General features: G+C 70.0%; 24 protein-coding genes and 1 tRNA gene. 10 read left to right on the forward strand and 15 right to left on the reverse strand.

Annotation, left to right across the window (positions count from 1 at the left end; all coding sequences use genetic code 11):
* Positions 1-175 precede the first annotated feature (175 nt).
* The gene (pheA, locus tag AB0C28_RS03220; protein ID WP_357839240.1) at positions 176-1096 is read left to right on the forward strand and encodes a prephenate dehydratase; all 921 of its coding nucleotides are present in this window, start codon (positions 176-178) and stop codon (positions 1094-1096) included.
* Positions 1097-1539: 443 nt separating this feature from the next.
* Positions 1540-2802 carry a serine--tRNA ligase gene (gene serS, locus AB0C28_RS03225; RefSeq protein ID WP_358072965.1) on the forward strand — a complete coding sequence of 421 codons (1263 nt, stop codon included), beginning with the start codon at positions 1540-1542 and terminating at the stop codon, positions 2800-2802.
* Between the two features lie 242 nt (positions 2803-3044).
* Here the strand turns inward: serS and AB0C28_RS03230 are convergent, their stop codons facing one another.
* Positions 3045-4367 (reverse strand): hypothetical protein, encoded by a 1323-nt coding sequence (locus AB0C28_RS03230; protein ID WP_358072966.1) that lies wholly within the window; start codon positions 4365-4367, stop codon positions 3045-3047.
* 817 nt (positions 4368-5184) lie between these two features.
* The gene (locus AB0C28_RS03235) at positions 5185-5388 is read right to left on the reverse strand and encodes a cold-shock protein (RefSeq protein ID WP_080043977.1); all 204 of its coding nucleotides are present in this window, start codon (positions 5386-5388) and stop codon (positions 5185-5187) included.
* Positions 5389-5638: 250 nt separating this feature from the next.
* Here AB0C28_RS03235 and AB0C28_RS03240 point away from each other — a divergent pair, with 250 nt between their 5' ends.
* Positions 5639-6409: an HAD family hydrolase gene (locus AB0C28_RS03240; RefSeq protein ID WP_358072967.1), complete on the forward strand. Its 771-nt coding sequence runs from the start codon at positions 5639-5641 to the stop codon at positions 6407-6409.
* 62 nt (positions 6410-6471) lie between these two features.
* Here the strand turns inward: AB0C28_RS03240 and AB0C28_RS03245 are convergent, their stop codons facing one another.
* Both AB0C28_RS03245 and AB0C28_RS03250 read right to left on the reverse strand, forming a co-directional pair.
* Complete coding sequence (locus AB0C28_RS03245; RefSeq protein WP_106247429.1) at positions 6472-6993, reverse strand: bacterial proteasome activator family protein; 522 nt, start codon at positions 6991-6993, stop codon at positions 6472-6474.
* A 5-nt stretch (positions 6994-6998) separates the two neighbouring features.
* Entirely contained in the window at positions 6999-7955 is a 957-nt protein-coding gene (locus AB0C28_RS03250) for an NAD(P)H-quinone oxidoreductase (RefSeq protein WP_357839228.1), read from the reverse strand.
* Between the two features lie 114 nt (positions 7956-8069).
* On the opposite strand from AB0C28_RS03250, the gene AB0C28_RS03255 reads away from it, so the two are divergent.
* The gene (locus AB0C28_RS03255; protein ID WP_358072968.1) at positions 8070-10475 is read left to right on the forward strand and encodes an AAA family ATPase; all 2406 of its coding nucleotides are present in this window, start codon (positions 8070-8072) and stop codon (positions 10473-10475) included.
* Position 10476: 1 nt separating this feature from the next.
* Here AB0C28_RS03255 and AB0C28_RS03260 read toward each other — a convergent pair.
* Positions 10477-10563: transfer RNA gene (locus AB0C28_RS03260), tRNA-Ser, on the reverse strand.
* A gap of 51 nt (positions 10564-10614) precedes the next feature.
* Between AB0C28_RS03260 and AB0C28_RS03265 the strand changes: the two genes are divergently transcribed.
* Positions 10615-10941, forward strand: coding sequence for an STAS domain-containing protein (locus AB0C28_RS03265; RefSeq protein ID WP_357839222.1), 327 nt, complete (start codon positions 10615-10617; stop codon positions 10939-10941).
* A gap of 99 nt (positions 10942-11040) precedes the next feature.
* Here the strand turns inward: AB0C28_RS03265 and AB0C28_RS03270 are convergent, their stop codons facing one another.
* From AB0C28_RS03270 to AB0C28_RS03295, 6 genes are read right to left on the reverse strand one after another with little or no spacing between them, the layout of a single operon-like run.
* On the reverse strand, positions 11041-11886 hold the full coding sequence (locus AB0C28_RS03270) for an NUDIX domain-containing protein (protein WP_358072969.1): 846 nt from the start codon (positions 11884-11886) through the stop codon (positions 11041-11043).
* A gap of 12 nt (positions 11887-11898) precedes the next feature.
* On the reverse strand, positions 11899-12624 hold the full coding sequence (locus AB0C28_RS03275) for a M15 family metallopeptidase (RefSeq protein WP_358072970.1): 726 nt from the start codon (positions 12622-12624) through the stop codon (positions 11899-11901).
* Positions 12625-12671: 47 nt separating this feature from the next.
* On the reverse strand, positions 12672-13148 hold the full coding sequence (locus AB0C28_RS03280) for a universal stress protein (RefSeq protein WP_357839214.1): 477 nt from the start codon (positions 13146-13148) through the stop codon (positions 12672-12674).
* A 13-nt stretch (positions 13149-13161) separates the two neighbouring features.
* Positions 13162-13398: a hypothetical protein gene (locus AB0C28_RS03285; RefSeq protein ID WP_358072971.1), complete on the reverse strand. Its 237-nt coding sequence runs from the start codon at positions 13396-13398 to the stop codon at positions 13162-13164.
* Positions 13395-13826: a hypothetical protein gene (locus tag AB0C28_RS03290; protein ID WP_357839208.1), complete on the reverse strand. Its 432-nt coding sequence runs from the start codon at positions 13824-13826 to the stop codon at positions 13395-13397. Before AB0C28_RS03290 ends, AB0C28_RS03285 begins: the two co-directional genes overlap by 4 nt.
* A complete protein-coding gene (locus tag AB0C28_RS03295; protein WP_357839205.1) occupies positions 13823-15640 on the reverse strand; it encodes an MDR family MFS transporter in 1818 nt (605 codons plus the stop codon). Before AB0C28_RS03295 ends, AB0C28_RS03290 begins: the two co-directional genes overlap by 4 nt.
* A gap of 89 nt (positions 15641-15729) precedes the next feature.
* Here AB0C28_RS03295 and AB0C28_RS03300 point away from each other — a divergent pair, with 89 nt between their 5' ends.
* The 3 genes from AB0C28_RS03300 to AB0C28_RS03310 all read left to right on the forward strand — a co-directional run bounded on the left by AB0C28_RS03300 (position 15730) and on the right by AB0C28_RS03310 (position 18849).
* Positions 15730-16290 (forward strand): TetR family transcriptional regulator, encoded by a 561-nt coding sequence (locus tag AB0C28_RS03300; RefSeq protein ID WP_357839202.1) that lies wholly within the window; start codon positions 15730-15732, stop codon positions 16288-16290.
* A 138-nt stretch (positions 16291-16428) separates the two neighbouring features.
* Positions 16429-17757, forward strand: a complete 1329-nt coding sequence (locus tag AB0C28_RS03305; RefSeq protein ID WP_358072972.1) for a glycoside hydrolase family 6 protein — start codon at positions 16429-16431, stop codon at positions 17755-17757.
* Positions 17758-17868: 111 nt separating this feature from the next.
* The gene (locus tag AB0C28_RS03310) at positions 17869-18849 is read left to right on the forward strand and encodes an LLM class flavin-dependent oxidoreductase (RefSeq protein ID WP_358072973.1); all 981 of its coding nucleotides are present in this window, start codon (positions 17869-17871) and stop codon (positions 18847-18849) included.
* Between the two features lie 3 nt (positions 18850-18852).
* Here the strand turns inward: AB0C28_RS03310 and AB0C28_RS03315 are convergent, their stop codons facing one another.
* The 4 genes from AB0C28_RS03315 to AB0C28_RS03330 form a co-directional block, all read right to left on the reverse strand.
* Positions 18853-19290, reverse strand: coding sequence for a hypothetical protein (locus tag AB0C28_RS03315; RefSeq protein ID WP_358072974.1), 438 nt, complete (start codon positions 19288-19290; stop codon positions 18853-18855).
* A 9-nt stretch (positions 19291-19299) separates the two neighbouring features.
* A complete protein-coding gene (locus AB0C28_RS03320; protein WP_358072975.1) occupies positions 19300-20358 on the reverse strand; it encodes a DUF6745 domain-containing protein in 1059 nt (352 codons plus the stop codon).
* 104 nt (positions 20359-20462) lie between these two features.
* The gene (locus AB0C28_RS03325) at positions 20463-20918 is read right to left on the reverse strand and encodes a hypothetical protein (RefSeq protein ID WP_357839187.1); all 456 of its coding nucleotides are present in this window, start codon (positions 20916-20918) and stop codon (positions 20463-20465) included.
* Complete coding sequence (locus AB0C28_RS03330) at positions 20902-21696, reverse strand: PAS domain S-box protein (RefSeq protein ID WP_358072976.1); 795 nt, start codon at positions 21694-21696, stop codon at positions 20902-20904. Before AB0C28_RS03330 ends, AB0C28_RS03325 begins: the two co-directional genes overlap by 17 nt.
* A gap of 134 nt (positions 21697-21830) precedes the next feature.
* On the opposite strand from AB0C28_RS03330, the gene AB0C28_RS03335 reads away from it, so the two are divergent.
* A complete protein-coding gene (locus tag AB0C28_RS03335) occupies positions 21831-22046 on the forward strand; it encodes a hypothetical protein (protein WP_346102210.1) in 216 nt (71 codons plus the stop codon).
* Positions 22047-22143: 97 nt separating this feature from the next.
* Positions 22144-22308: a hypothetical protein gene (locus AB0C28_RS03340; RefSeq protein ID WP_357839182.1), complete on the forward strand. Its 165-nt coding sequence runs from the start codon at positions 22144-22146 to the stop codon at positions 22306-22308.
* Positions 22309-22354: the final 46 nt, after the last annotated feature.

Here is a 22354-nt window from a genome sequence, read left to right on the forward strand (position 1 = left end):
GTGCCGACCGGCCTCTTCCCGAGACCTACTGAACGCCCGCGCAGGTTGCCGCCTGGAGGTGCCGAGCGACCTCCTCCCCAGATCCGCAGAGCGCCTGCGCAGGGCCTTCGACCTGCGGATACGCCGTGGGAAGAAACGGCCGCAGGCGCTCTCCACCTGCGGATACCCTGGACGCATGCCCAGACTCGCCTACCTCGGGCCGGAAGGGACCTTCACCGAAGAGGCCCTGCGCCTGCTCGACCCCACCGCCGAGCGGCTGCCCTGCGCCACCGTGAGCGCGGCGCTCAACGCCGCCCGCGCGGGCGACGCCGACGGCGCGGTGGTGCCGCTGGAAAACTCGATCGAGGGCGCGATCACCACGACGCTCGACGAGTTCGCCTGGGGCGAGCCGTTGCTGATCACGGCCGAGCTGCTGCTGCCGGTGCAGTTCTCGCTGCTGGCGCCCCCGGGCACCGAGATTCCGCACATCAAACGGGTCTACACGCATCCCGCGGCCATCACCCAGACCCGCGCCTTCCTCGCGCGTGAGCTGCCCGACGCCGTCGTGGTGGCCGCGCCCTCGACCGCCGCCGCCGCGCAGGAGGTCTCGCTGCCCGGCTCGCCCTATGACGCCGCCATCGCCGCCCGCATCGCCGGCGAGCACTACGGGCTGGTGGAGCTGGCCACCGACATCGGCGACAGATCCGACACCGTGACGAGGTTCGTCCGAGTCGGCCGTCCAGGCGCGCTACCCGACCCGACCGGCTCCGACCGCACCTCGCTCGTGGTCTTCCTGGCCGACGACCACCCGGGCGCGCTGCTGGAGATGCTGACCGAGTTCTCGGTGCGCGGGGTCAACCTGACCCGCATCGAGTCGCGACCGACCGGGGGCGGCATCGGGCGCTACTTCTTCCACTTCGACTTCGAGGGCCACGTCGCCGACGCCCGCGTCGGGGAAGCCATCGCCGGCCTGCACCGCATCTGCGGCGAGGTCCGCTTCCTCGGCAGCTACCCCCGCGCCGACGGCATCGCACCCCAGATCAAACCGGGCACCTCCAACCTGGAGTTCACGGAGGCCGGCGACTGGCTGACCAGGATCCGAGCCGGCAAGGTCTGAGCGAGGGCGGTCGGCTGCCTGGTCTTCGGGCCAGGGCCGGCGCTCCGCGTCGGCACATGCCTTATGCCGGCCCGTGGCTCCGGTCATGAGCGATTCGGGCGGAAGGCGGCTGGCCCGCATTCAACCCGCCAACCAAACGGCTCACCAACCCCGTGGGACGTGACCCCCAGCCAACCAAGCGACTCACCAACCCGCCAGCCGGAACGACTTTCCGGCTCCAGGCTGCTTCAGTGACGTCGGCCCGCCGCGTCGGACCTCGTCCGACCTGCCCGTCAGACAGACTCCTCACCACGAGCCCAGCTCAGCAATCGGAACCACATTCCCGACCAGAGCCAGTCCCCAACACCGGGAGTCGTTCCATGGCGGGATCGGGATCGGGTGGTTCGGTGGCGCGGGTGGGAAAGCAGGGGCGGAACGCCTCTGTACGCCGGTAGCCTTTGTTTGTGATTGACCTGCGTACCCTTCGTGAGGACCCCGACCGGCTACGGGCGTCGCAGCGTGCCCGCGGTGAGGACGACTCGATCGTCGACACGCTGCTCGACCTCGATGAGCGCCGCCGATCCGCGCTGACCTCGTTCGAGTCTCTGCGTGCCGAGCAGAAGAGTATGGGCAAGTCGGTCTCCAAGGCGCAGGGTGAGGAGAAGGCCGCGCTGCTCCAGCGGGCCAAGGAGCTCGCGGGTCAGGTGAAGGCCGCCGAGTCCGAGGCGGAGAAGCTGGCCGCCGAGCTGGACGGCGTGCTTCAGACGGTGCCCAACATCGTCGAGGAGGGCGCACCGGAGGGCGGCGAGGACGACTACGTCGTGCTTGAGACCCACGGCGAGCCCCGCACGTTCGACTTCGAGCCGAAGGACCATCTGGAGCTGGGCGAGGCGCTCGGCGCGATCGACATGGAGCGCGGCGCCAAGGTGTCGGGCTCGCGGTTCTTCTTCCTCAAGGGCGTCGGCGCCCGGCTGCAGCTCGGCCTGCTCAACATGGCCATGCAGCAGGCGATCGAGGCCGGGTTCATCCCGATGATCACTCCGGTGCTGGTCAAGCCGGAGACCATGCAGGGCACCGGCTTCCACGTCGCCCACGACAAGGAGATCTACCGGCTCCCCGAGGACGACCTCTACCTGGTCGGCACGTCGGAGGTGTCGATGGCCGGCTACCACGCCCAGGAGATCCTCGGCGGCGACGAGCTGCCGCTGCGTTACGCGGGCTGGTCGTCGTGCTTCCGGCGCGAGGCCGGCTCGTACGGCAAGGACACCAGGGGCATCATCCGGGTCCACCAGTTCGACAAGGTCGAGATGTTCTCCTACGTGCGCCCTGAGGACGCCCAGGAGGAGCACAAGCGCCTGCTCGACTGGGAGAAGGAGATGCTGGCCAAGATCGAGGTGCCGTACCGGATCATCGACACGGCCGCGGGCGACCTCGGCATGTCGGCGGCGCGCAAGTTCGACTGCGAGGCGTGGATCCCGACCCAGGGCCGCTACCGCGAGCTGACCTCGACCTCCAACTGCACCGAGTTCCAGGCGCGCAGGCTGGCGGTCCGCTATCGCGACAAGGACGGCAAGCCCCAGCACCTGGCCACCCTCAACGGCACGCTGGCCACGACCCGCTGGATCGTCGCCATCCTGGAGAACCACCAGCAGGCTGACGGCTCCGTGATGGTCCCTGAGGCGCTGCGCCCGTACGTGGGGCTGGACGTGCTCACCCCGGGCAAGTGATCGGAGCCGCGTGACCGGCTTCGCGTGACGGGTGACTCAGTTTCGAGTGACCGGACAGGGTGACTGTATGCGCGTGGCCGGCTCCGGGCCGCCGGGCCGCTGACCACCGAGCACTGCTTTCGGCCACCGGTTTCGGTCGCAGACTGCGGGAGACCGGATTCGCGCGGCCGATTCCGGGGACCGGCTGCGTGAGACCGGGATCTGGGGGACCGGATCGAGGTGGGCGGTAGGTCCGGAAGCGGTTATTCGTCCGGGAAGTGCTTCGGGTGGCGGGCGTCGCGTCTGATGAGGGCGGCGCTCGTCAGGACGACGACGGCGGTCAGGAGTGTCGCGAGGGCGGCCGCGGCCGAGTACGACTCGGGCGTCCCCCGGGCCCACCCCTCGAACGGCAGGTAGACGCTCGCGTACACCAGCGGTGCCGCCAGTACCCCCACGGCCGCCGCCGCGGGTCGTGTCCGGCCCGTCGCCGCCAGCACGACGCAGATCACGCCGCCCGTCAGTAGGGCGAGGAAGCCGAGGACCCGCAGCGGGAGCCAGTCGTCCGAGGATGCCACCGGCCAGCCGTTGAGCAGGAGCAGCAGGCCCAGACAGGCGGCCACCGCGGAGCCCGTGTACGCGTGGGTGTACCGGCGCAGACCAGCCCCCACTCCGCCGAACAGCACGCAGGCGGCGAGGAAGAGTGCCACGCCCCATTCGGGATCCATGTCCACCTCGACCGTTCTGAGCCCCGGCCAGCCGATCCGGCGCCAGGTGCCCGATGTGTCGCGGATCGCCAGCCCGTCCATGCCGTTCGCCACGATGACGACGTGCCCGCCGGGCCGCGCCTGGACGGCCAGGGCCTTGGAACGCAGGTCGGTGGGCAGGCCCCCGTACTGCCTGGACACGCGCTCCAGCGCGTCGCCGGTGACCTCCCAGGAGGGCTGCCACGTACGTCCCCCGTCGTCCGACTGCTCCACGCCCAACCGGTTTCCGATGATCCGGTAGCACCTCGTGGCCTGCCCGGGCACGCACTGGGCGCTCTGGCCCGGCCTGGGGTCGTGGTCGCCGGTGATCTGCGACCAGCTGAGCCCTCCGTCGTCGGAGATCCACGTGGTCCTGCCGTACGTGAACACGCTGATCCGGCCGCCCGAATCCACCTCGACGGACTCGGCCGAAAACGGGGGCGTCGCGGAGGAGGTGGCGGTGACCGCGATCAGGGCCAGCGGCATCGTCACGATGATCCGCCACCGGGACGAGGAGGGCTGTCTGAGGCTGCGGGCGCGTACCCACCAGGCGAGGGCGAGGGCGGGCAGCGCCAGGAGGTCCGTAGGATCGGCCAGGACGCGCGAAGGGCCCGCGACGAGGGTCCAACCCTGGGAGGCGAGCTCAGCGCCCGTCTCCGTCGTCTTCACGAGCGCGAAGGCCACCCCCGTCACCATGATCGCTGCCAGGTCCGCCCGGCGCGGCAGCAGCGGTGCCAGCAGGGCCGGCGCCACGACGAGCCCCGCGACGTCGCTGAGCTTGCCGGTGACGAAACCCGGCCAGGTGTGTTTGAGCAGGTGGTCGTTGATCAACAGCACGAGCACCCCGGCAACGGTCACGGGGTGACACAGCCACGCGTACCTCATAAACAGGACGACCGCTACGGGCGTCCGGTGGTTCAAGGGTTACGTGAGTCGAGTCACAGCCGTGACCAACCCGACACCAGCACAACCAGGGAGCGGGCCGGCCGGCAGATGAACTTGTGGACGCCGCCGGGGTACCCGCAGAGGGTGAGCGTGACCGGTCCGATGTCGGTGAAACCAGTCGGATGCACCTGCGGGGCCGGGTCCGACGCACGCGGGATGGGGTTCGGCGCAGGCGAGGCTGACCCGACACGGGCGTAACCGGCTCGATGCCAGTGGGACCGACCCGACTACACCAGCGGGACCGGTCTGAGGCAAGCGTGATCGCCCCGACCTCAGCGTGATCGGCCCGACGCAGGTGGGACTGGCCGGACACCCGCGTGGTCACCCCGACGCAGGCGCTCCGCCGGCGGCGCGGCCGGACGCAAGCGTGGTCCCCCGACATCGGCGTGATCGGGCCGACACTGGCGGAACCGACCCGACCCGGGCGGAACGCGGAACCAACCCGACCCGGGCGGTACCGACCCCACAAGGGCGGAATCGAACCGACACGGCCGGAGCCGACCCCACACGGGAGCCGACCCCACACGGGAGCCGACCCCACACGGGCGGACCAACGGATGCGCTCGGACTTGTCTGATGCAGGCGGGGCCGGCTGGATACACGTGGAACCGGCCCCACACGGGCGGGCCGGCCCCACACGGGCGGGGCAGGCCCCGTACAAGCAAAAGACCGGAGCCCGCTGGAAGCGAACTCCGGTCTATCTCGCTGCTACAGGTTAGAGGGCTCGGACCTGTGAGGCCTGCGGCCCCTTCTGGCCCTGCGTGATCTCGAACTCGACCCGCTGGCCGTCTTCAAGGCTGCGGTAGCCGTTGCCGACGATCTCGGAGAAGTGCACGAACACGTCCGGCGCACCGCCGTCCGGGGCGATGAAGCCGAAGCCCTTCTCGGCGTTGAACCACTTGACGGTTCCCTGAGCCATAAAAGCTCTCCCTCAGGATGTGAATCTATGGGACCCACACCTCGTGGGTCCCGGTGTGTCGTACAGCAAGCACCCGGGGTGGCTCAGACAAAGTCATGCTGGTTTTCACTACGGGATCAGCTAATACAACGCCATCACATCTAACACCATTCTGGAGCGTTGGTGTTCCCGTCCCAACGAAGATTTCTGTCAGGCGGCATCACCGGGCAAACTGGAACCTGTTATGCAGAGCCTTCCCGCACCGCGCCTAGTGGCCACCGACCTCGACGGTACCGCGTTGCGCACCGACGGAACCGTGTCTCCCCGCACGGTCGCCGCCTTCGCCAAAGTCGAGGAATCCGGGGCCGTGCTGGCGTTCGTGACGGGGCGTCCGCCCCGGTGGATGGGCGGTGTGGCGAGTGCGGTACGTCACCGTGGGCTGGCCGTCTGTGCAAACGGAGCGCTGATCTACGATCTCCATACCGAACGGATAGTGGAATCTCACCTGATCACGGTCGAGGTACTCGAGGAAGTCGTCGCTCAGCTAAGAGCGAACGTGTCGGATCTCGTATTTTCGGTCGAGTATGAAGCGGGTTTTGCGCATGAGTCGGATTTCCTGCTGAGTGACCGGGACAGGCGCCCGGGAGCCGTCGGCGCCGCCTCGATGACCTCGCGCCCGTGCGCCAAGCTGCTGGCGCTGCATCCGGTCATGGGCGCGGACGAGCTTCAGGCCACGGTGGAGGAACTGGTGGGGCATCTGGTGACGGCCACGCACTCCAGCGGGAGGGGCCTGATCGAGATGAGCGCCCTGGGCGTGACGAAGGCGACGGCCCTGGCGGCGCTCGCCGGGCAGCACGAGATCAAGCCTTCGCAGACCGTGGCCTTCGGTGACATGCCGAACGACCTGCCCATGCTGAGCTGGGCAGGCACGTCGTACGCGGTCGCCAACGCGCACCCGGCCGTGCTGGCGGCGGTCGATCACGTGACCGCGACCAACGACGACGACGGGGTCGCGAAGGTGATCGAGGAGCTCTACGCGTAGCCCCCCGGCCGCTACACAGCCGGCCGCTACAAAGCGGACGGCAGCTACACAGCGGTCGGCGGCTACAGGTAGGGGCCGGAACCGCCGTGGGGTCGCTGGGGGCCGCCGTCGTCGCCCTGCGGCACGCCCGGCAGCGCTCTGCGCATCTGCTCCAGCTGGGCGCGCGCGGCCATCTGCTGCGCGAACAGCGTGGTCTGGATGCCGTGGAACAGGCCTTCGAGCCATCCGACCAGCTGGGCGTGCGCGATGCGCAGCTCGGCCTCGCTCGGCGGCGTGCCGTTCTCGTCGGTGAACGGGAGCGACAGCCGCTCCAGCTCGTCGACCAGCTCGGGCGCGAGGCCGTCCTCAAGCTCCTTGATGGAGGACTCGTGGATCTCCTTCAGGCGCTTGCGGCTGGCCTCGTCGAGGGGAGCCGCGCGGACCTCCTCGAGAAGCTGGCGGATCATGCTGCCGATGCGCATCACCTTGGCGGGCTGCTCGACCAGGTTGGTGACCGAGCGGTCGTCCTCGCCGCTATCGCCCTGACCTTGGAAGTCAGGACCCACCACCACGATGTGGGGGGTGTTGTTGTCCTCAGCATTCATAACACTCACCGTACTAGCAGGATCTTGCCGACGTGCTCCCCTGAATCCAACATTCGGTGAGCTTCGGCGGCATCCGACATGGGCACCTCCGCGTAGATCACCGGACGTACGGCACCGGCCCCGACCAGGGGCCAGACGTTGTCGACGACGCTGCGGACGATGACGCCCTTCTCGTCCACGGGACGCGAGCGCAGCGCCGTGGCGTGCACGGAGGCGCGCTTGGCGAGCAGCATGCCGAGGTCGAGCTCGGCCTTGCGCCCGCCCTGCAGCCCGATGATCACCAGCCGGCCGCCGGTCTTGAGCGCGCGCACGTTTCCGGCCAGGTATTTCGCGCCCATGATGTCGAGGATGACGTCGGCGTGAACCTTGTCCGCGAAGTCCTCCTCGCGGTAGTTGATCACCTCGTCGGCGCCGAGCTCCCTGACGCGCTCGGCCTTGGCCTCCGAGCCGACCGTGGTGACGACGTACGAGCCGAGCGCCTTGGCGAGCTGGATCGCGAAGCTGCCGATGCCGCTGGCGCCGCCGTGCACGAGCAGCGTCTCGCCCCTGCGCAGCCGTCCGAGCATGAACACGTTCGACCAGACCGTGCACGCCACCTCAGGCAGCCCGGCGGCCGCGTGCAGCGGCACCCCTTCGGGCACGGGCATGACCTGCTGCCACGGTACGGCTACGCGCTCGGCGTAACCGCCGCCCCCGAGCAGCGCGCACACCTCGTCCCCCGGCTTGAACTGCTCCACGTCCGCCCCGACCTCGGCCACCACGCCCGAGACCTCCAGCCCCAGGTACGGTGACGAGCCGGGAGGAGGGTCGTAGAATCCCTGCCGCTGCAGGACATCGGCCCGATTCACCGCCGAGGCGGTCGTCTCGATGAGCACGTCGCCCCGCTCGACGCTCGGCTCCGGCACCTCGTGCCACTCCAGGACCTCGGGTCCGCCCGGCTTGACGATCTCAATGGCTCGCATGCGAACCACGGTAGCCGGGCAAAGAAGTTCTGGGTTGCCGGGCTGTGCCGGAGCATGTGGCGTTAACCTGCAATGTATTTGCTGCCCCTTTAGACCCACCCGAGGGGGAACACGGTGGCAAGACACGATCGAGAAGAATCTCTCGAGGAACAGCTGGCCTGGCTCGACGCGATCAAGGAGACGGAGGAGGCGCCCGTTCCGGTCAGCGCCTCGGCCGCCGTCGCCGACGAGCCGGTCGCTTCGCCGTACCCCAAGGACCCCTGGCTGCACGTGCCGCAGCAGCACGACACGCCGACGCCGCCGCTGTTCCGCGCGGCGGTCGACTCCGTGTACGGCCCCGAGGCCGCCGAGGACCTTCCCCAGGCGGAGAGCGAGGCCACCCAGTGGCTCGACCGGGCCGCTCTTCAGGACAAGCCCGCCCCGAGCGTCGAGGATCCCTTCCACGCGCCGCTGAAGCCGCTGCCGCGCCCCGACGACACCGACGCCTTCTCGCTGCCGCTCACGCCGCCCCAGCCGGCTGAGAGCAAGCCCCAGCCGGCCGCGAGCAAGCCCGAGGCGGCCGGGAGCGGCACCGAGACGTCGGGGAGCAGGGCCGAGGCGGCGCAGGACGAGCCGTGGCCGCACATCCCCGACTGGGCGCGGGAGTCCACGGAGAGCGAGGAGACGGGGCGTCCCGAGGCCGTCAAGGAGCCCGCGGACGACGAGTCGGCGGGTGCCGAGTCGGCGGGTGCCGAGGCCGCTTCTGTCGAGCCCGCTCATGTCGAGTCCGTACGCGACGAGCCGGCCGTGACGGAGACCAAGTCCCCGTGGGCGGACACCCAGCCGCGCAACGAGGCCCCGTCATGGGCCCAGGAACAACGCGACGAGGAGCCGGGCGCAGCAGCGGGTACGGCGGAGGCGCCGTCGTCCGCGGAGCGGCCGCCGTGGGCCGAGCCGTCCGAGACGCTGCCGCGCAGCGAGCGCCCGCAGTGGGGCGAGCCCGAGCCGCGCTCCCAGGAGTCGTCCCCGTCGTTGCGGACGCCGCTCCACGGGTCCCAGGAGCCGTCGCGTGACGAGGCCGCGGAGCCCGAGCGGCTGTCGTGGAGCACGGAGCAGCCCGCCAAGTGGGGCGACGAGCAGCGGCTCACCTGGTCCGATGAGCCGTCCGCGTGGTCCGGCGAACACCCCGCGTGGTCCCAGGATCGTTCCCAGCAGGATGACGAGCGGGCGCACAAGGACGAGCGTCCGCAGCGGGACGACGAGCGTTCCGCCGGCGACGAGGCACGACCCCAGCAGGAGGAGCCCCAGCGCTCTCCGTGGGACGAGCCACAACGTTCCCCATGGGACGACCCGCAGCGGTCCCAGCGCGAGGAGCCGCAGGGTTCCCAGCGGGACGAGCCGCGCCGTTCGCGACGGGCGCAACAGCCCGACAACCCGGCCAGGAGCGAGCCGTCCGAGCGCCCCCAGTGGGCCGACCAGCCGCAGTGGGCCGACCAGCAGGAATGGCGGCCCGCCGAACGCGAGATCCCGCCGCCGACTCAGCCTCGCCGCCGCCCGGCCCCCATCCCCGTCTTCACCGCCCCGCCCAGGCCCCCGGTCACCGGACGCCCGACGGCGGAGAGCCTCGACCCGGAGTCCCTGCTACGCGGACGGCGTAACGCGCCCTCCAAGGGCTGGCGCCGTGTCGTCTACAAGGCGTCCGGCGGCTGGATCAAGCCGGGCGAGCCCCCGGAGGTGCGCCGCCGCCGCGAGCTGCTCACCAGGGCCCGCACCCCGGTGACGGCCGGGCACCACCGGGTGGCCGTGCTGAGCCTGAAGGGCGGCGTGGGCAAGACCACGACCACGGTCGGCCTCGGCGCCACGCTGGCCTCCGTACGCGGTGACCGCGTCATCGCCGTCGACGCCAACCCCGACCGGGGCACGCTGTCCGACAAGCTGGCCCTGGAGACCTCGGCCACCGTGCGCGACCTGCTCAACGAGCGCGACCAGGTCAAGCGGTACGTCGACATCAGGGCGTTCACCTCGCAGGCGCCCTCGCGGCTTGAGGTGCTGGCCTCCGACCGTGACCCCGCGGTCTCCGAGGCGTTCAGCGGCTCCGACTACCAGGACGTCTCCCAGGTCCTGGAGAACTTCTACTCGATCTGCATCACCGACTGCGGCACCGGCCTGCTCCACTCCGCCATGGGCGGCGTGCTCGGGCTGGCCGACCAGATCGTGCTGGTCAGCTCCCCGTCGGTCGACGGCGCCAGGGCGGCCTCGGCGACGCTCGACTGGCTGGAGGCCCACCACTACGCCGACCTGGTCAAGAACGCCACCGTGGTGCTCTGCAGCGTCAGGCCCAGGTCGAAGTCGGCCGTCGACATCAGGAAGCTGGAGGCCCACTTCGCCGCACGGTGTCGTGCGGTGATCAGGGTGCCCTATGACCCGCATCTGGAGGAGGGCGCGGAGATCGACCTGGACCGGCTCCAGGATGCGACGAGGGAGGCCTACCTGCAGCTCGCCGCCAGCGTGGGCGATGCCTTCGCGGGGACCCGCGAGTGAGCGGAGGGTGTGGGATTCGAACCCACGAGGCCATCGCTGACCTGGCCGCTTTCAAGGCGGCTGCACTCGTCCACTATGCGAACCCTCCCGTGCGGAAACCACGATAGCGGCTGTGGTGGCAGGGGTGTACGTTCAGGTGGTGGCGGATCTCGACGTCGAGGTGCAGCGCGGCGCCTGCCGAGCGCTCGTGCGCCTGAGCGGTGACCTCGACAAGCTCACGGCTCCGCTGCTGAAGGACTGCCTGGTGACGCTGTTCACCGAGGGGCGCGTGGAGATCGTGATCGACGCGGCCGAGCTGGAGTTCTGCGACTCCAGCGGCCTGTGGGTGCTGGTCGAGCACCAGCGCAGGATCTCCGCGCACGCCGGGAGCCTGGGCCTCGTCGGCGTGCACGGCGTCTTACAGCGGGTGCTCGACGTCACAGGGCTCAAGGCCGCCTTCGACCGCGTGGTCCCCGCAGAGCTCTGACCCGCCGGAGACCTGACCGCACGAAGACCACATGAAGCGAAGACCGCGCGAAGACCGCACGAAGCGAAGACCGCGCGAGCCCGTCCGACCGGCGCGAGCTCAGCCGCCGAGCTGCGTGAGCAGCCACTTGGGGCCCACGGTTTCCGCGCCCAGCTCCCCGACCCGCTCCTTCAGCCCCCGGTCCGCCGTCACGACGAGCACCCGCTCCCACGGCTTGGCCTGACGCACGACGTCCACGATGGCGTCGTCGCCGCTCCCCGTAGCCGCGACCACCTGGATCCCCGGTACGGCAGGAGCCTCACGGGCCGCCCCCTCCACGACCGCCACCATCCGCGGATACCACTGCGCCAGCACCGGATGAGTCAGCCGCAGCCCCGACACGTCGTTCAGCAGCCGCGTCGCCGCCCCCAGCCGGTCGTTCCACCAGCCGCGCTCGGCCCGCGCCCCGACGATGTTGGCCACGTCGAGCACCAGGGTCTCGGGGTGGATCGCGCCCTGGATGTCGCTCCACGTGGCGGCGAAGCCGGGATGCAGCTCACGGTCGGCGATCTCGGGCAGCGCCAGCCAGCGCAGCTCGGTGCTCTCGCCGTTGGCCGGCGCGGCGGCCAGCAGCTCGGCCGAGGCGGCGATCACCGTCTCGAACGTCCACCCGCCGTGGTCGTCGAGGTAGACGCCCTGCACGCGCAGCCCTTCGCCGCCGAGCGCCGCCTCCTCGCGGGCCTCGCGCAGCGCGCTGGTGACGGCGTCCTCGTGGCTGTCGCGGGCGCCGCCAGGCAGCCCCCAGGTGCCGCCGTGGTGACTCCACAACGCGCGCTTCTGCATGAGCACGTACGGCACGCCGAGCTCGTCGTGGTGGACGACCAGCAGCCCGGAGGCCCCATGGACGCCCCAATGCCGATGGCCCTGCGCGCACTCGGTCCAGCCGTCGCCGTCCTTAGCTGCCATGAGGGGATTGTCTCAGCCTCCGCTCTTGGAGAAATGCTGGTAGTCCTTGGTGCCCGACCAGTAGCCGCCCCACTCCCAGCCGACGCGGGAGAAGGCCTTGACGACCTTGTCACCGGGGTTTACTACACCTTTACCGCTTACAGGCCGTTTAGCGAACTTTTTCGCATTCTGGTGTGCCGTGCTGCCACTTGCGGTGACATATGGGTTCTCGCGGGGATTGATGTCTATCGCTTCCCCATAGGCGTGATTCGACCAGTTGCTCGACCCGGTCGCCGGGCGGCAGTTGAAGGCCGAGGTGTTGTCGGCGTCGATCGAGTCGTAGTCGTCGCCCTTGTACGCGTCCACCAGCTTCATCTGCTTGATGGGCCAACGCCATCCGTACAACCTCTTGAAGACCGTCACGATGTCGCCGGTCACCGTCTTACGCACGACCAGCTGCCCGGTGTGCGCCTTGTCGTCGAAGCCCCAGTACGTCAGCGTGACCAGCCGCAGGTCCCGGTAGTGGACCGGGCAGCCGGGACGCCAGGAGTACGGGAGCTGGTCGCGCGCGACCCGGGAGACCTTCGCGCTGAACGGCGGCGGCCCGGTCGGGCTGGGGGCCGGAGTGGACTTCTGCCCGGCGGAGGCGGGCACGGACATGGGTGATTCGGGCGTCTCGTGGACGGAATCCGAGGTCGCGGGCGAGGCGACCGGCTCTCCCGCGCCGCACGAAACGGACGCGAGCACCACGAACGCCATGGCGGCAGCACGTTTCATCTCGCCACCATATGCGACATCCGCCCTGGTCAGGGCACTATCAGCACAGTACGGCGAGCCCGCTTCGCCAGCCCGGAGGAAACCGAGCCCAGCCACGACCTGCGCGAGCGGCCCACGACGATCGCGTCGGCCCGGTACGCGCTGGCCAGCGTCTCCAGCTCGCGCGCCGCGTCACCCCGCACGCTGACGAACTGCCACGGCACCCCGGCGCCGCGCAGCTCGTCCCTGAGTTCCTCGGTCAGGTCGCAGGCCGAGTCGGGGATGATCGGCGACCCGGCCCAGAACCAGAGGGGGGTGGCGTAGAGCGCCTCGACGAAGGCGATGAGCAGCGCGGCGTCGTCCCTGCGGGCGAGCCCGGCCGCGTACGCGAGTGCGTTGCGGCTCGGGCCCGATCCGTCGAAGCCCACGACGAGCAGGCCGGCGCCGTCCTTGCCGATCTCGAAGCGCCCTTCGGGGAGCTCGCCTTCCAGCGGCTCCCACCGAGGGTCCGCGCCATTGCCGAACACGGCATGTCTCGCGTCAGGACTCGGTGTGCCTGCCGCGCGAGGCCAGCTCGCGCAGGGCATCGGCGGCGTAGACGACGAGGGTCACGAACGACACCGCGGCGATCCCGCCGCCGAGCCACAGGTCGTTGACCGTCGCGTCCGCGTAGGTGGCGCCGCGGGGCTGGTAGCCGACCGCGAACGGCGCGGCGACCAGCCACAGACCGCCGAGGAACAGCAGGACGAGGGCGGACACGCCCAGCTTCGCCGTCATCGGTTCTCCTCCACTCCAACGAGGGACGTCTTGCCGTTGTGGCGGTGCTCGCCGCCGCCGGGACGGGATCCGGTGCTCAGGTCCTCACGCAGCGCCTCGACGAGCGGCGCCAGCAGGCTGGCCAGCTCCGCGGAGGACGCCTGCGGCGCGGGGACCGGCACCGGCTCGGGCTCAGGCTCGGCCTTGCGCGGCTTGGGCTCCACCAGCCCGCGCAGTACGAGCTCCTCGCGGATGGCCAGCACGAAGGCGATGGCGCCGATCAGTCCCACGACCGCCACGCCGAGCCCGGTGAAGAACTCGGACTGGGTGGCGTTCGTCCAGTCGGCGTCCTCCGGCTGGCCGCCGAGGGCGAAGGGCGCGATCATCAGCCACAGCCCGGCCGGCACGGCCAGGGCCGCGGCGACGGCGCCCACGAACTTGCGAATCATTGCGAGATTCCTCCTGTTACGAGGTCCTTCTGTGGCGGCGTGGCCTGCGCGATCAGGGTGCGCGAGGTGGGCCGCAGCACGTCGTGCACGACCGCCCTGGCCCGTTCGCGCTCGGAGCGCTCGTCGGGTGGCGCCAGCCTGGCGACCGCGCTCAGCAGCGCCGAGCGCTCGCCGTTCACCCGTTCGATGCGCTGGGAGATGAGTTCGAGCAGGAGGCCCGCCAGGACCAGGTCGTCCTTGCTGAGCGGCTTGGCTGCGGGCTCGGGCGGCAGGCTCGAGCCCCGCAGCGGCAGTTCCTTGAGGAAGAGCGTGGCCAGGAACCCGAGCAGGGCGATGGGCACGCCCACCAGGAACACGGTCTCCAGGCCGCGGGTGAACGACTCCAGCACGATGTTCTTGATCGGCGTGGGCAACAGCTGGATGGCGTCGGGGCTGCCGAGCTTGACGTCCCCGCCGCCCGGCAGCGAGATGTGCGCGGCCTGCAGCATCTCGGCCATCTCGTCCTTGAGCCGGCCGGTCAGGATCGCGCCGAACGCGGAGACGCCGACGGCGCCGCCCAGCGACCTGAAGAACGACACGCCCGACGTGGTCGCGGCCATGTCGCGCAGCTCGGAGCCGTTCTGCGCGGCCAGGATGAGCATCTGCATGGACAGGCCGAGACCGGTGCCCAGCACCGCCACGTCGGCCCCGATGAGCCACTCGCTGGAGTCGACGTGCAGCCTGGACAGCAGGAACAGGCCGGCCGCCACGATGAGCAGGCCCATGACCGGGAAGATCTTCCACCTGCCGGTCTGGGTGACGATCTTGCCGGAGATCACGCCCGACAGGAACAGCGCCACCACCATGGGCAGCGTCATCAGGCCCGAGTTGGTCGGGCTGAGCCCCTTGACGATCTGCAGGTACTGCGGCAGATAGATCATCGCGCCGAACATCGCCATGCCGACGAACAGCGAGGCCAGGCTGGTGAGCACGAACGTCGGGTTGCGGAACAGCCGCGGCGGCAGGATCGGGTTACGCGCGGTGCGCTCCGACAGCACCGCCAGAGCCAGACTGAGCAGCGCGATCGCGGACAGGGCGTAGGTCCAGAACGAGTTCCACTCGAACTCGACGCCGCCGAGCGTCAGCAGCAGCATGAGCGCGCTCGCGCTCGCCGTGATCGTGGTGGCGCCCCAGATGTCGATCGACGTGCTGCGCTTGATCCGCTCCAGCTTCAGCACCTTCTGGATGACCACGAAGGCCACCACCGCGAACGGCACCACCACGTAGAAGCACCAGCGCCAGCCCAGCCAGTCGGCGTCCACGATGAATCCGCCCAGCAAGGGGCCCGCGACCGTGGAGATGCCGAAGACGGCGCCCATGTAGCCGGAGTAGCGGCCGCGCTCCCTGGGGGAGACGATGTCCCCCAGGATCACCTGCGACAAGGCCGACAATCCGCCCACACCCAGGCCCTGGATGGCCCGCGCCGCGATGAGCTGTCCGATGTCCTGCGACAGGCCGGCCACCAGCGAGGCCGCGACGAACAGCCCCAGCGCGGTCTGGAACAGGAGCTTGCGTCCGAAGACGTCGGACAGCTTGCCCCACAACGGCGTGGACACCGTCATCGTCAGCATGGTCGCGCTCGCGACCCATGAGTACTGGTCCTGACCGCCTAGTTCCCCCACGATCGTCGGCAGCGCGGTGCCCACCACAGAGGTCGAGATCATCGACGTGAGCATCGCGAGCATGAGCCCGGACATGATCTCGAGGATCTCGCGGTGGGAATAGTGCCGCTTCGCGGGAGATGCGGCCTGCGCCTGGGCTACCAAGACACCCACATCCCCTTCTTACAGACATAAACCACTTGAGTATACGCATGTTTACTAGCCGCGCGGTTAGTGGGGTGTGGGTTGAGTAGAGTGCGGGCATGAGTCCCCAGGTGACTGAGGTCAGGCCACGCGATCGCGAGGCCACCCGGGAGCGGATTTTGCGGGCCGCCCGCATGTTGTTCGGCGAGCAGGGCTATGAGCAGGTGACCGTACGCATGATCGCGGCGGCGGCCGATGCCAACATCGCCCTGGTGGGCCGGTATTTCGGCTCGAAGGCCGGCCTCTTCGCGGCAGTCCTTGAGGGCGAGCCGGCCTTCAGCGCGCTGTTCGAGGGCGACGAGCGGGGGCTGCCCAGGCGGCTGGCCGAATACGCGGCCGAGCGCATGCGGCAGCCGCCGGACAGCCCGATCCTGCGCACGCTCGAACGCTCGGCCCGCCACCCCGAGGTGCAGGCAGTGGCCAGGGAGCGGCTGATCTCGGCGGTGCTGATCCCACTGGAGGCCAAACTCTCCGGGCCCGACGCCCGGTCAAGGGCCCGCATGGCCGCGTCGGTCTTCCTCGGCATCGGGGTCATGCGCCGCAGGGTCGGCCCCGAGCAACCTACGCCGGCCGACGTCGACCGGCTGACCGCCGTCTTCGAGGCCTGCCTGACGGAGTGAAAGTTTCACCCGCTTCCTCGGGTTTGACCTGCGGTGACGGCTAAAGGATCGATCCGATGTCTTTGTCCGGCGAGCCCGGCTCCCTAGCATCCGGGGTGCCGGTGGGAGCGCTCCCACACGACGGACGGAGTTATCCACATGTCTCGCAGCAGGTCCGTGCTGGCGGTGCTCCTCGCGGCGGCCGCCTCGGCCGTGGTGGGGGCGGTCGTCCTCTCCTCCTCCACCGCCCAGGCCGCCGACTCCGCTTTCTACGTGGATCCCCAGACGAACGCCGCCAAGTGGGTGGCGGCCAACCCGAACGACAGCCGTACCGGAGTGATCAGGGACAGGATCGCCGCGGTGCCGCAGGGCCGGTGGTTCGCCACCTACAACCCCGCGACCGTGCGCGGCCAGGTGGACGCCTACGTCGGCGCCGCCGCGGCGGCCGGCAAGATCCCGATCATGGCCGTGTACGCCATGCCGAACCGCGACTGCGGCGGCCCCAGCGCGGGCGGCGCGCCCGACCACGCGGCCTACCGGGCCTGGATCGACCAGATCGCGGCCGGGCTCGGCGGCCGGCCGGCCACCGTCGTCCTCGAACCCGACGCCCTGGCGATCATGACCAACTGCATGAACTCCTCCGAGCAGGCCGAGGTGAAAGCCTCCATGGCCTACGCCGGCAAGCGGTTCAGGGCGACGTCGCCGCAGGTGAAGGTGTACTTCGACATCGGGCACGACGCCTGGCTGTCACCCTCGGAGGCCGCCTCCCGGCTGACCGGGGCGGACGTGGCCAACAGCGCCGACGGCATCGCGGTCAACACCTCGAACTACCGCGCCACGGCGGGGCTGGTGTCGTACGCGAAGAACATCATCGCGGCGACCGGCGTCTCCCGGCTCAAGGCGGTCATCGACACCAGCCGCAACGGCAACGGCCCCGCCGGCAGCGAGTGGTGCGACCCGGCCGGGCGCGCCACGGGCACCTGGAGCACCACGGACACGGGCGACTCCGCGATCGACGCCTACCTGTGGGTCAAGCCGCCCGGTGAGGCCGACGGGTGCATCGCGCAGGCGGGGCAGTTCGTGCCGCAGCGGGCGTACGACCTGGCCATCGCCGCGCCGCCTCCCACCACTCCTACGGTGACGCCCACTGTGACCCCGACTGTGACCCCGACGGGCGGACCCGGCGGCTGTACGGCGACGTACAGCGTGACCAGTCAGTGGAACAACGGCTTCCAGGCCGAGGTCACCGTGCGGAACACCGGCACGTCGCCGCTGAACGGCTGGCGGGTCGGCTGGACGTTCCCGAACAACCAGACGATCTCCCAGCTCTGGAACGGCAACCTGTCGACGGGCGGCGGCTCCGTCACCGTCACCAACCTCGACTGGAACGGCGCGGTCGGCGCCGGCGCGACGGCCACGTTCGGCTTCCTCGGCGGACACTCCGGACAGAACGGCACCCCCGCCACGCTCTCCTGCACCGCCTCCTGAACGCCTTCCGATCCCCCACGGCCGCGCCGTGGGGGATCAGTCATGAAATAACGCCGCATTAGATGCTGTTGCATAGAGCTGGTCACACCGCTCTGCGAAAGGCGCGTACTCATGGCTCTGCCGCTGTCCATCCTCGATCTGGCGCACATCGGCGAGGGCGAGACGGCGGGTGACAGCTTCGCCGCCAGCGTCGCCCTGGCACAGCGGGCGGAAGAGCTCGGATATCAGCGGGTCTGGTACGCCGAGCACCACAACATGGCCAGCATCGCCTCCTCCGCGACCAGCGTCCTCATCGCCCACGTGGCCGCCCACACCAGCACGATCCGCCTCGGGGCGGGTGGCGTCATGCTGCCCAACCACTCGCCGCTGACCATCGCCGAGCAGTTCGGCACGCTGGAGACGCTGCACCCGGGACGCATCGACCTCGGGCTCGGCCGGGCGCCGGGCAGCGACCAGCAGACCATGCGGGCCCTGCGGCGCACGCACTCCTCGGCGGACTCGTTCCCGCAGGACGTGCTGGAGCTGCAGGGCTACCTGACGGGGGAGTCCCGCATCCCCGGCGTGGACGCCACCCCGGGCAAGGGCACGAACGTGCCGCTCTACATCCTCGGGTCCTCGCTGTTCGGCGCGCAACTCGCCGCGGCGCTGGGCCTTCCGTACGCGTTCGCCTCCCACTTCGCGCCCGCCGCGCTTGAGGAGGCCGTGGCCATCTACCGCCAGGAGTTCAAGCCCTCCGCACAGCTCGACCACCCCCACGTCATCGCGGCGCTCAACGTGATCGCGGCCGAGACGACGGAGGAGGCGCAGGAGCAGTTCCTCGACTCCAAGCGGCTGCGGGTCACCAGGTTCCTCGGCAGGGGGCGCACGTTCACGACCGAGGAGGCCGACATGATCCTCCAATCGCCCGCGGGTCAGCAGCTCGTGCAGATGGCCAAGTACTCGGCCGTCGGCGACCCGGCCGAGGTGAAGGCGTACGTCGACTGGTTCGCCGAGCACGCCCGCGCCGACGAGCTCATCGTGGCCTTCTCCGCGCCCGACAGGAAGGCGTGGATGCGGTCGGCCGAGCTGCTGGCGCAGGCGTACGGGGACTGAGGTTCAGTCCGCGACCAGCCGGGCCCTGGTGCCCTCGTGTTCGCGCTGGCGTCTGACCACGTACGTGCCCGGCGCGCAGCCCGAGCCCCCGTGCTCAGGATGGAGCAGGTAGACCGGGGCCGAGGCGGTGAAGACGCCGATCGCCAGGCCGTGGGAGTCCATGACGTTCGTGGTCCAGCGGCAGGTGCGGGGGTCGGCGACGAGGGTGTGCGGGTTGCCGCCGGCCGCGCCGCGCAGCAGCTCGACGCCTTCGGCCCGCACCGGCTCCCATCGGTCTTCTGGAATCAGGGTCACCGACGTGGCGACGAGCGGGAGCGGGATGACGATGAGGTCGCCCTGGGCCTGGAGGCCGTCGACGACGGGGATGCGGACCGACTGCTCAAGGTGGTCGAGCACGGCGAGTCCGGTTCGCTGAGTGAGAGAGGCGAGTGTGACAGTCATGGGCATCACCTAGGTTCTGCGGAGGAGTGTGGCGTACTGCTCGCCGGACAGCCCGTACGTCCATCCGGCGGCCTCGATCGGATCGTTGAGATAGGCGGGCACGGTGAGCCCGTACCTGCGTCGGTGGCCGTCGCGCTCGACCGAGCCGTTGACCGCGAGGAGCACCCTCGTGCCCCGGCGCACGTCGTAGAGCCGCAGCTCGGAGCCGGGATTGCCCGGGTCGGGCGCCCCTGAGACCAATCTCAGACCGGCCTGCTCGATGTAGGCGCCCCAGCCGAGATGCTCGATCGCGCACCGCCTGACCTCGACGTTGACCTCGTCGGCGATGCGTTCGGCGGTCGGGTTCTCGATCACCCAGGACGGCACCTGCGTGCCGTGCCAGGCGTGCACGGTCCATCCGTCCGCGTACCGGACGGCCGGGCCGCGCGCGTGGTGCAGCCTGACCTCGTCGTCGTCGCCGATGACCTCGGTGCGCAGGTCGACCGGCCGTTCGGAGACGACGCACACGTGCCGGTCAGGCCACCACCAGTGGGACGAGCCGAGCGCGGTCGCCCACACCTCGAACCGGGCGTCGAGCGCCAGGCCGGCGATGCGGCGCAGCGCGTCGTAGCGGGCGAGCCAGGAGACGTACTGGGCCTGCTCCCAGCGCATCCGGCCGGGCGGCCCCCAGCTGTGCGCCCGCCGCAGCGGCGGGATCAGGCAACTGCTGATCGAGCGCTGGAGCGGGAAGAACACCTCCTGCTGGACGATCCGGTCGAACGCCCAGTGTTGCTTGCGCATGCCCGCCTCGACGGACCGGCACCATTCGTCCCTGAGCTTGGCGAACCGGGTCAGGAGCGGCCACTTGTCCGGATGCTCGATGGAATGCGACAGGCCGGGGGGAACGGTCGCCAGGGCCGCCAGCGGTGAGGCGACCCAGTGGAACCGGGGTGGGGACAGCCCCGCCAGACGGTAGAGGGCGGAGACGGCGGCTTCGACGGCCGGGCGGTCGGTGGGGAGCGTCGACAGCGCCCGGCTCAGCCATTCGTGGCGAATCGCGGCAGCTTCCCGCTGCACGAGCACGCTCACCGGTTGAGGGCGGAAGCGCCCTCCTTTCGCATGATCATGCGATAAATGGTGACAGACGCTGGCAACTCTTGTCCACCACCCCTCGCTTCGGCGAGCCGCTCGGGTCATTCCATCCGGGGGTGCCGGCGCTGGTAGGGCCCGGTCGTCTCGGACGCGGGCGCCGGGGCCAGGCCCGCCGAGATGAGCTGCGCACGCAACGTGACGACCGTGCGTTCCAGCGCCCTGATCTGTGCCTGGAGCCGGTTGATCTGGTCGCGCATCGCGGTGGACGCACTCTGCTCGGTGGCCAGGTCGGTGCTCACCTGGGAGGTGTGCGTCTGCATCCGGACCAGCTGTTTCTCCAGCTGGCTGAGCGCGTCCTCGTAGATCGTCTTGGCCCTGATGAAAGCCTCGGCGTCCACCTTGGAACGCTCCAGCTCGGCCTGGCGCTCGACCTGGAGCAGCGAGGTCTCGTGGGTCTTCTTGTTGGCGTCGGTGGCCGACCGGAAGGCCATGTACGCCACTCCGAGCGGGACGGCGCCCACGGCGATCTGAATGAGAATGTCAGTCAGGCTCGGCATCGCCACCTCCTCCGACGGGCCGGATCACGCCCGTGTAGGCGATCCCGTCCTCGTGATGCCAGGCGTTCACGGTCAGCGCGATCGGAAACTCGGTGCCGTCGCGCCGCAGGCCCACCAGAGGGATGATGCGCCCGGACAGCTCGGAGCGGCCGGACGTGCTCACCCGGACCAGCCCGGCGGAGTGCTGCTCGCGCAGGCGGCGCGGCATCAGCATCGTCAGCGGCCGCCCCACGGCCTCCTCGGTGCTCCAGCCGAACAGGTCGGCCGCCTGGAGGTTCCACGACTGGATGATCCCGGCGGCGTCGGCGACCACCACGGCCGCCGCCGGCTGCAGGGCGCCGGGCAGCCGTCCGGGCGGCCGAGGCGCCTCCGGCCAGGTGGCGATCAGCGCGATCCAGCTCCCGAACGCCAGCCAGACCGCCCCGGCGACCCAGCCGCGCTGGTTGGCCCCGGTCAGGGTGGAGACCATGTGCACCAGCCCGTACAGCAGGAGCAGCGCGGTGGCGGCGGCGAACGCCATCCGGTCGGAGCGCATGAACATCTGCACCAGGCACAGGGTGCCGACGAGGAACCAGGCCAGCGCCCAGACGTTCAGCGGGACGACGGCGGTGAGCGTGGTGTAGGCCGAGGTGTTCCGCTGGGAGGCCGGGGCGAACGCCAGCGAGACGGCGATCACCTGCCCCAGCAGGCCGACGAAGGCGAGCGACGCGCCGCGCCGACCGATGCGGTGCAGGACGCGGCGGATTAAGGTCGCCCTGACGGCGACTCCGTTACTCACGGTCGCTAGATTAATACATATAGTTAGTCCTAGATGGCTTTATCGTAACCTCTGCTCGGCGGGTTTTCCGCTGGGGCCGAGGTCAGGACATCGAGGGCTGGACCGGTCGCCGTATGGCTCGTTAGAGTACCCGTATGACTACTCTGGGTTACGACATTGATGCGCTGCGTAGTGCGTTCCCCGGCTGGTCCTTCTTCTACAGCGACGAGGGTGTCCTGTACGCGACCAGGCGCGGTGTCCGGCTGGATGACGACGAGATACACCGCGGCCTGCATCAGACGGTGAGCGCCAACGACATCGAGACGGTCGTCGACCTGCTCCAGGACCAGCAGCGCGTCGAGGCCGCCTGACCTGCCGCGCCCCTCTCAACGGCCTCTCAACGGATCCTCGACCTCCGCCGGCGGACGATTCGCGCCAGTGATGGACGACGAGGGAAAGAGGCACAGCATGAGGCAGGCGATCGTACGTCTGGGCACCACCGTCGCCGCGATGGCCCTTCTCGGCGCCACCCTGGGCGGGACGCCCGCCCAGGCGAGCGCTCCGGGCGGCACGTGCACCGGCTGGTCCCACGGCAACTACGACGACAACTGGGACACGATCGAGTCCTGTTAGCGGCTTCCTTTCCGAGATGTCCTAGGATATACCTAGGAAGTCTTGG

This window comes from Nonomuraea sp. NPDC048892, from assembly GCF_040649735.1.
Lineage (GTDB): Bacteria > Actinomycetota > Actinomycetes > Streptosporangiales > Streptosporangiaceae > Nonomuraea > Nonomuraea maheshkhaliensis.

Bases quoted from the DNA above. Each gene is read 5' to 3' on its own strand.
- pheA (WP_357839240.1), top strand. From the start codon at position 176: ATGCCCAGACTCGCCTACCTCGGGCCGGAAGGGACCTTCACCGAAGAG.
- AB0C28_RS03235 (WP_080043977.1), bottom strand. From the start codon at position 5,388: ATGGCTCAGGGAACCGTCAAGTGGTTCAACGCCGAGAAGGGCTTCGGC.
- AB0C28_RS03245 (WP_106247429.1), bottom strand. From the start codon at position 6,993: ATGAATGCTGAGGACAACAACACCCCCCACATCGTGGTGGTGGGTCCT.
- AB0C28_RS03250 (WP_357839228.1), bottom strand. From the start codon at position 7,955: ATGCGAGCCATTGAGATCGTCAAGCCGGGCGGACCCGAGGTCCTGGAG.
- AB0C28_RS03270 (WP_358072969.1), bottom strand. From the start codon at position 11,886: ATGGCAGCTAAGGACGGCGACGGCTGGACCGAGTGCGCGCAGGGCCAT.
- AB0C28_RS03275 (WP_358072970.1), bottom strand. From the start codon at position 12,624: ATGGCGTTCGTGGTGCTCGCGTCCGTTTCGTGCGGCGCGGGAGAGCCG.
- AB0C28_RS03285 (WP_358072971.1), bottom strand. From the start codon at position 13,398: ATGACGGCGAAGCTGGGCGTGTCCGCCCTCGTCCTGCTGTTCCTCGGC.
- AB0C28_RS03290 (WP_357839208.1), bottom strand. From the start codon at position 13,826: ATGATTCGCAAGTTCGTGGGCGCCGTCGCCGCGGCCCTGGCCGTGCCG.
- AB0C28_RS03300 (WP_357839202.1), top strand. From the start codon at position 15,730: ATGAGTCCCCAGGTGACTGAGGTCAGGCCACGCGATCGCGAGGCCACC.
- AB0C28_RS03305 (WP_358072972.1), top strand. From the start codon at position 16,429: ATGTCTCGCAGCAGGTCCGTGCTGGCGGTGCTCCTCGCGGCGGCCGCC.
- AB0C28_RS03310 (WP_358072973.1), top strand. From the start codon at position 17,869: ATGGCTCTGCCGCTGTCCATCCTCGATCTGGCGCACATCGGCGAGGGC.
- AB0C28_RS03315 (WP_358072974.1), bottom strand. From the start codon at position 19,290: ATGACTGTCACACTCGCCTCTCTCACTCAGCGAACCGGACTCGCCGTG.
- AB0C28_RS03325 (WP_357839187.1), bottom strand. From the start codon at position 20,918: ATGCCGAGCCTGACTGACATTCTCATTCAGATCGCCGTGGGCGCCGTC.
- AB0C28_RS03335 (WP_346102210.1), top strand. From the start codon at position 21,831: ATGACTACTCTGGGTTACGACATTGATGCGCTGCGTAGTGCGTTCCCC.
- AB0C28_RS03340 (WP_357839182.1), top strand. From the start codon at position 22,144: ATGAGGCAGGCGATCGTACGTCTGGGCACCACCGTCGCCGCGATGGCC.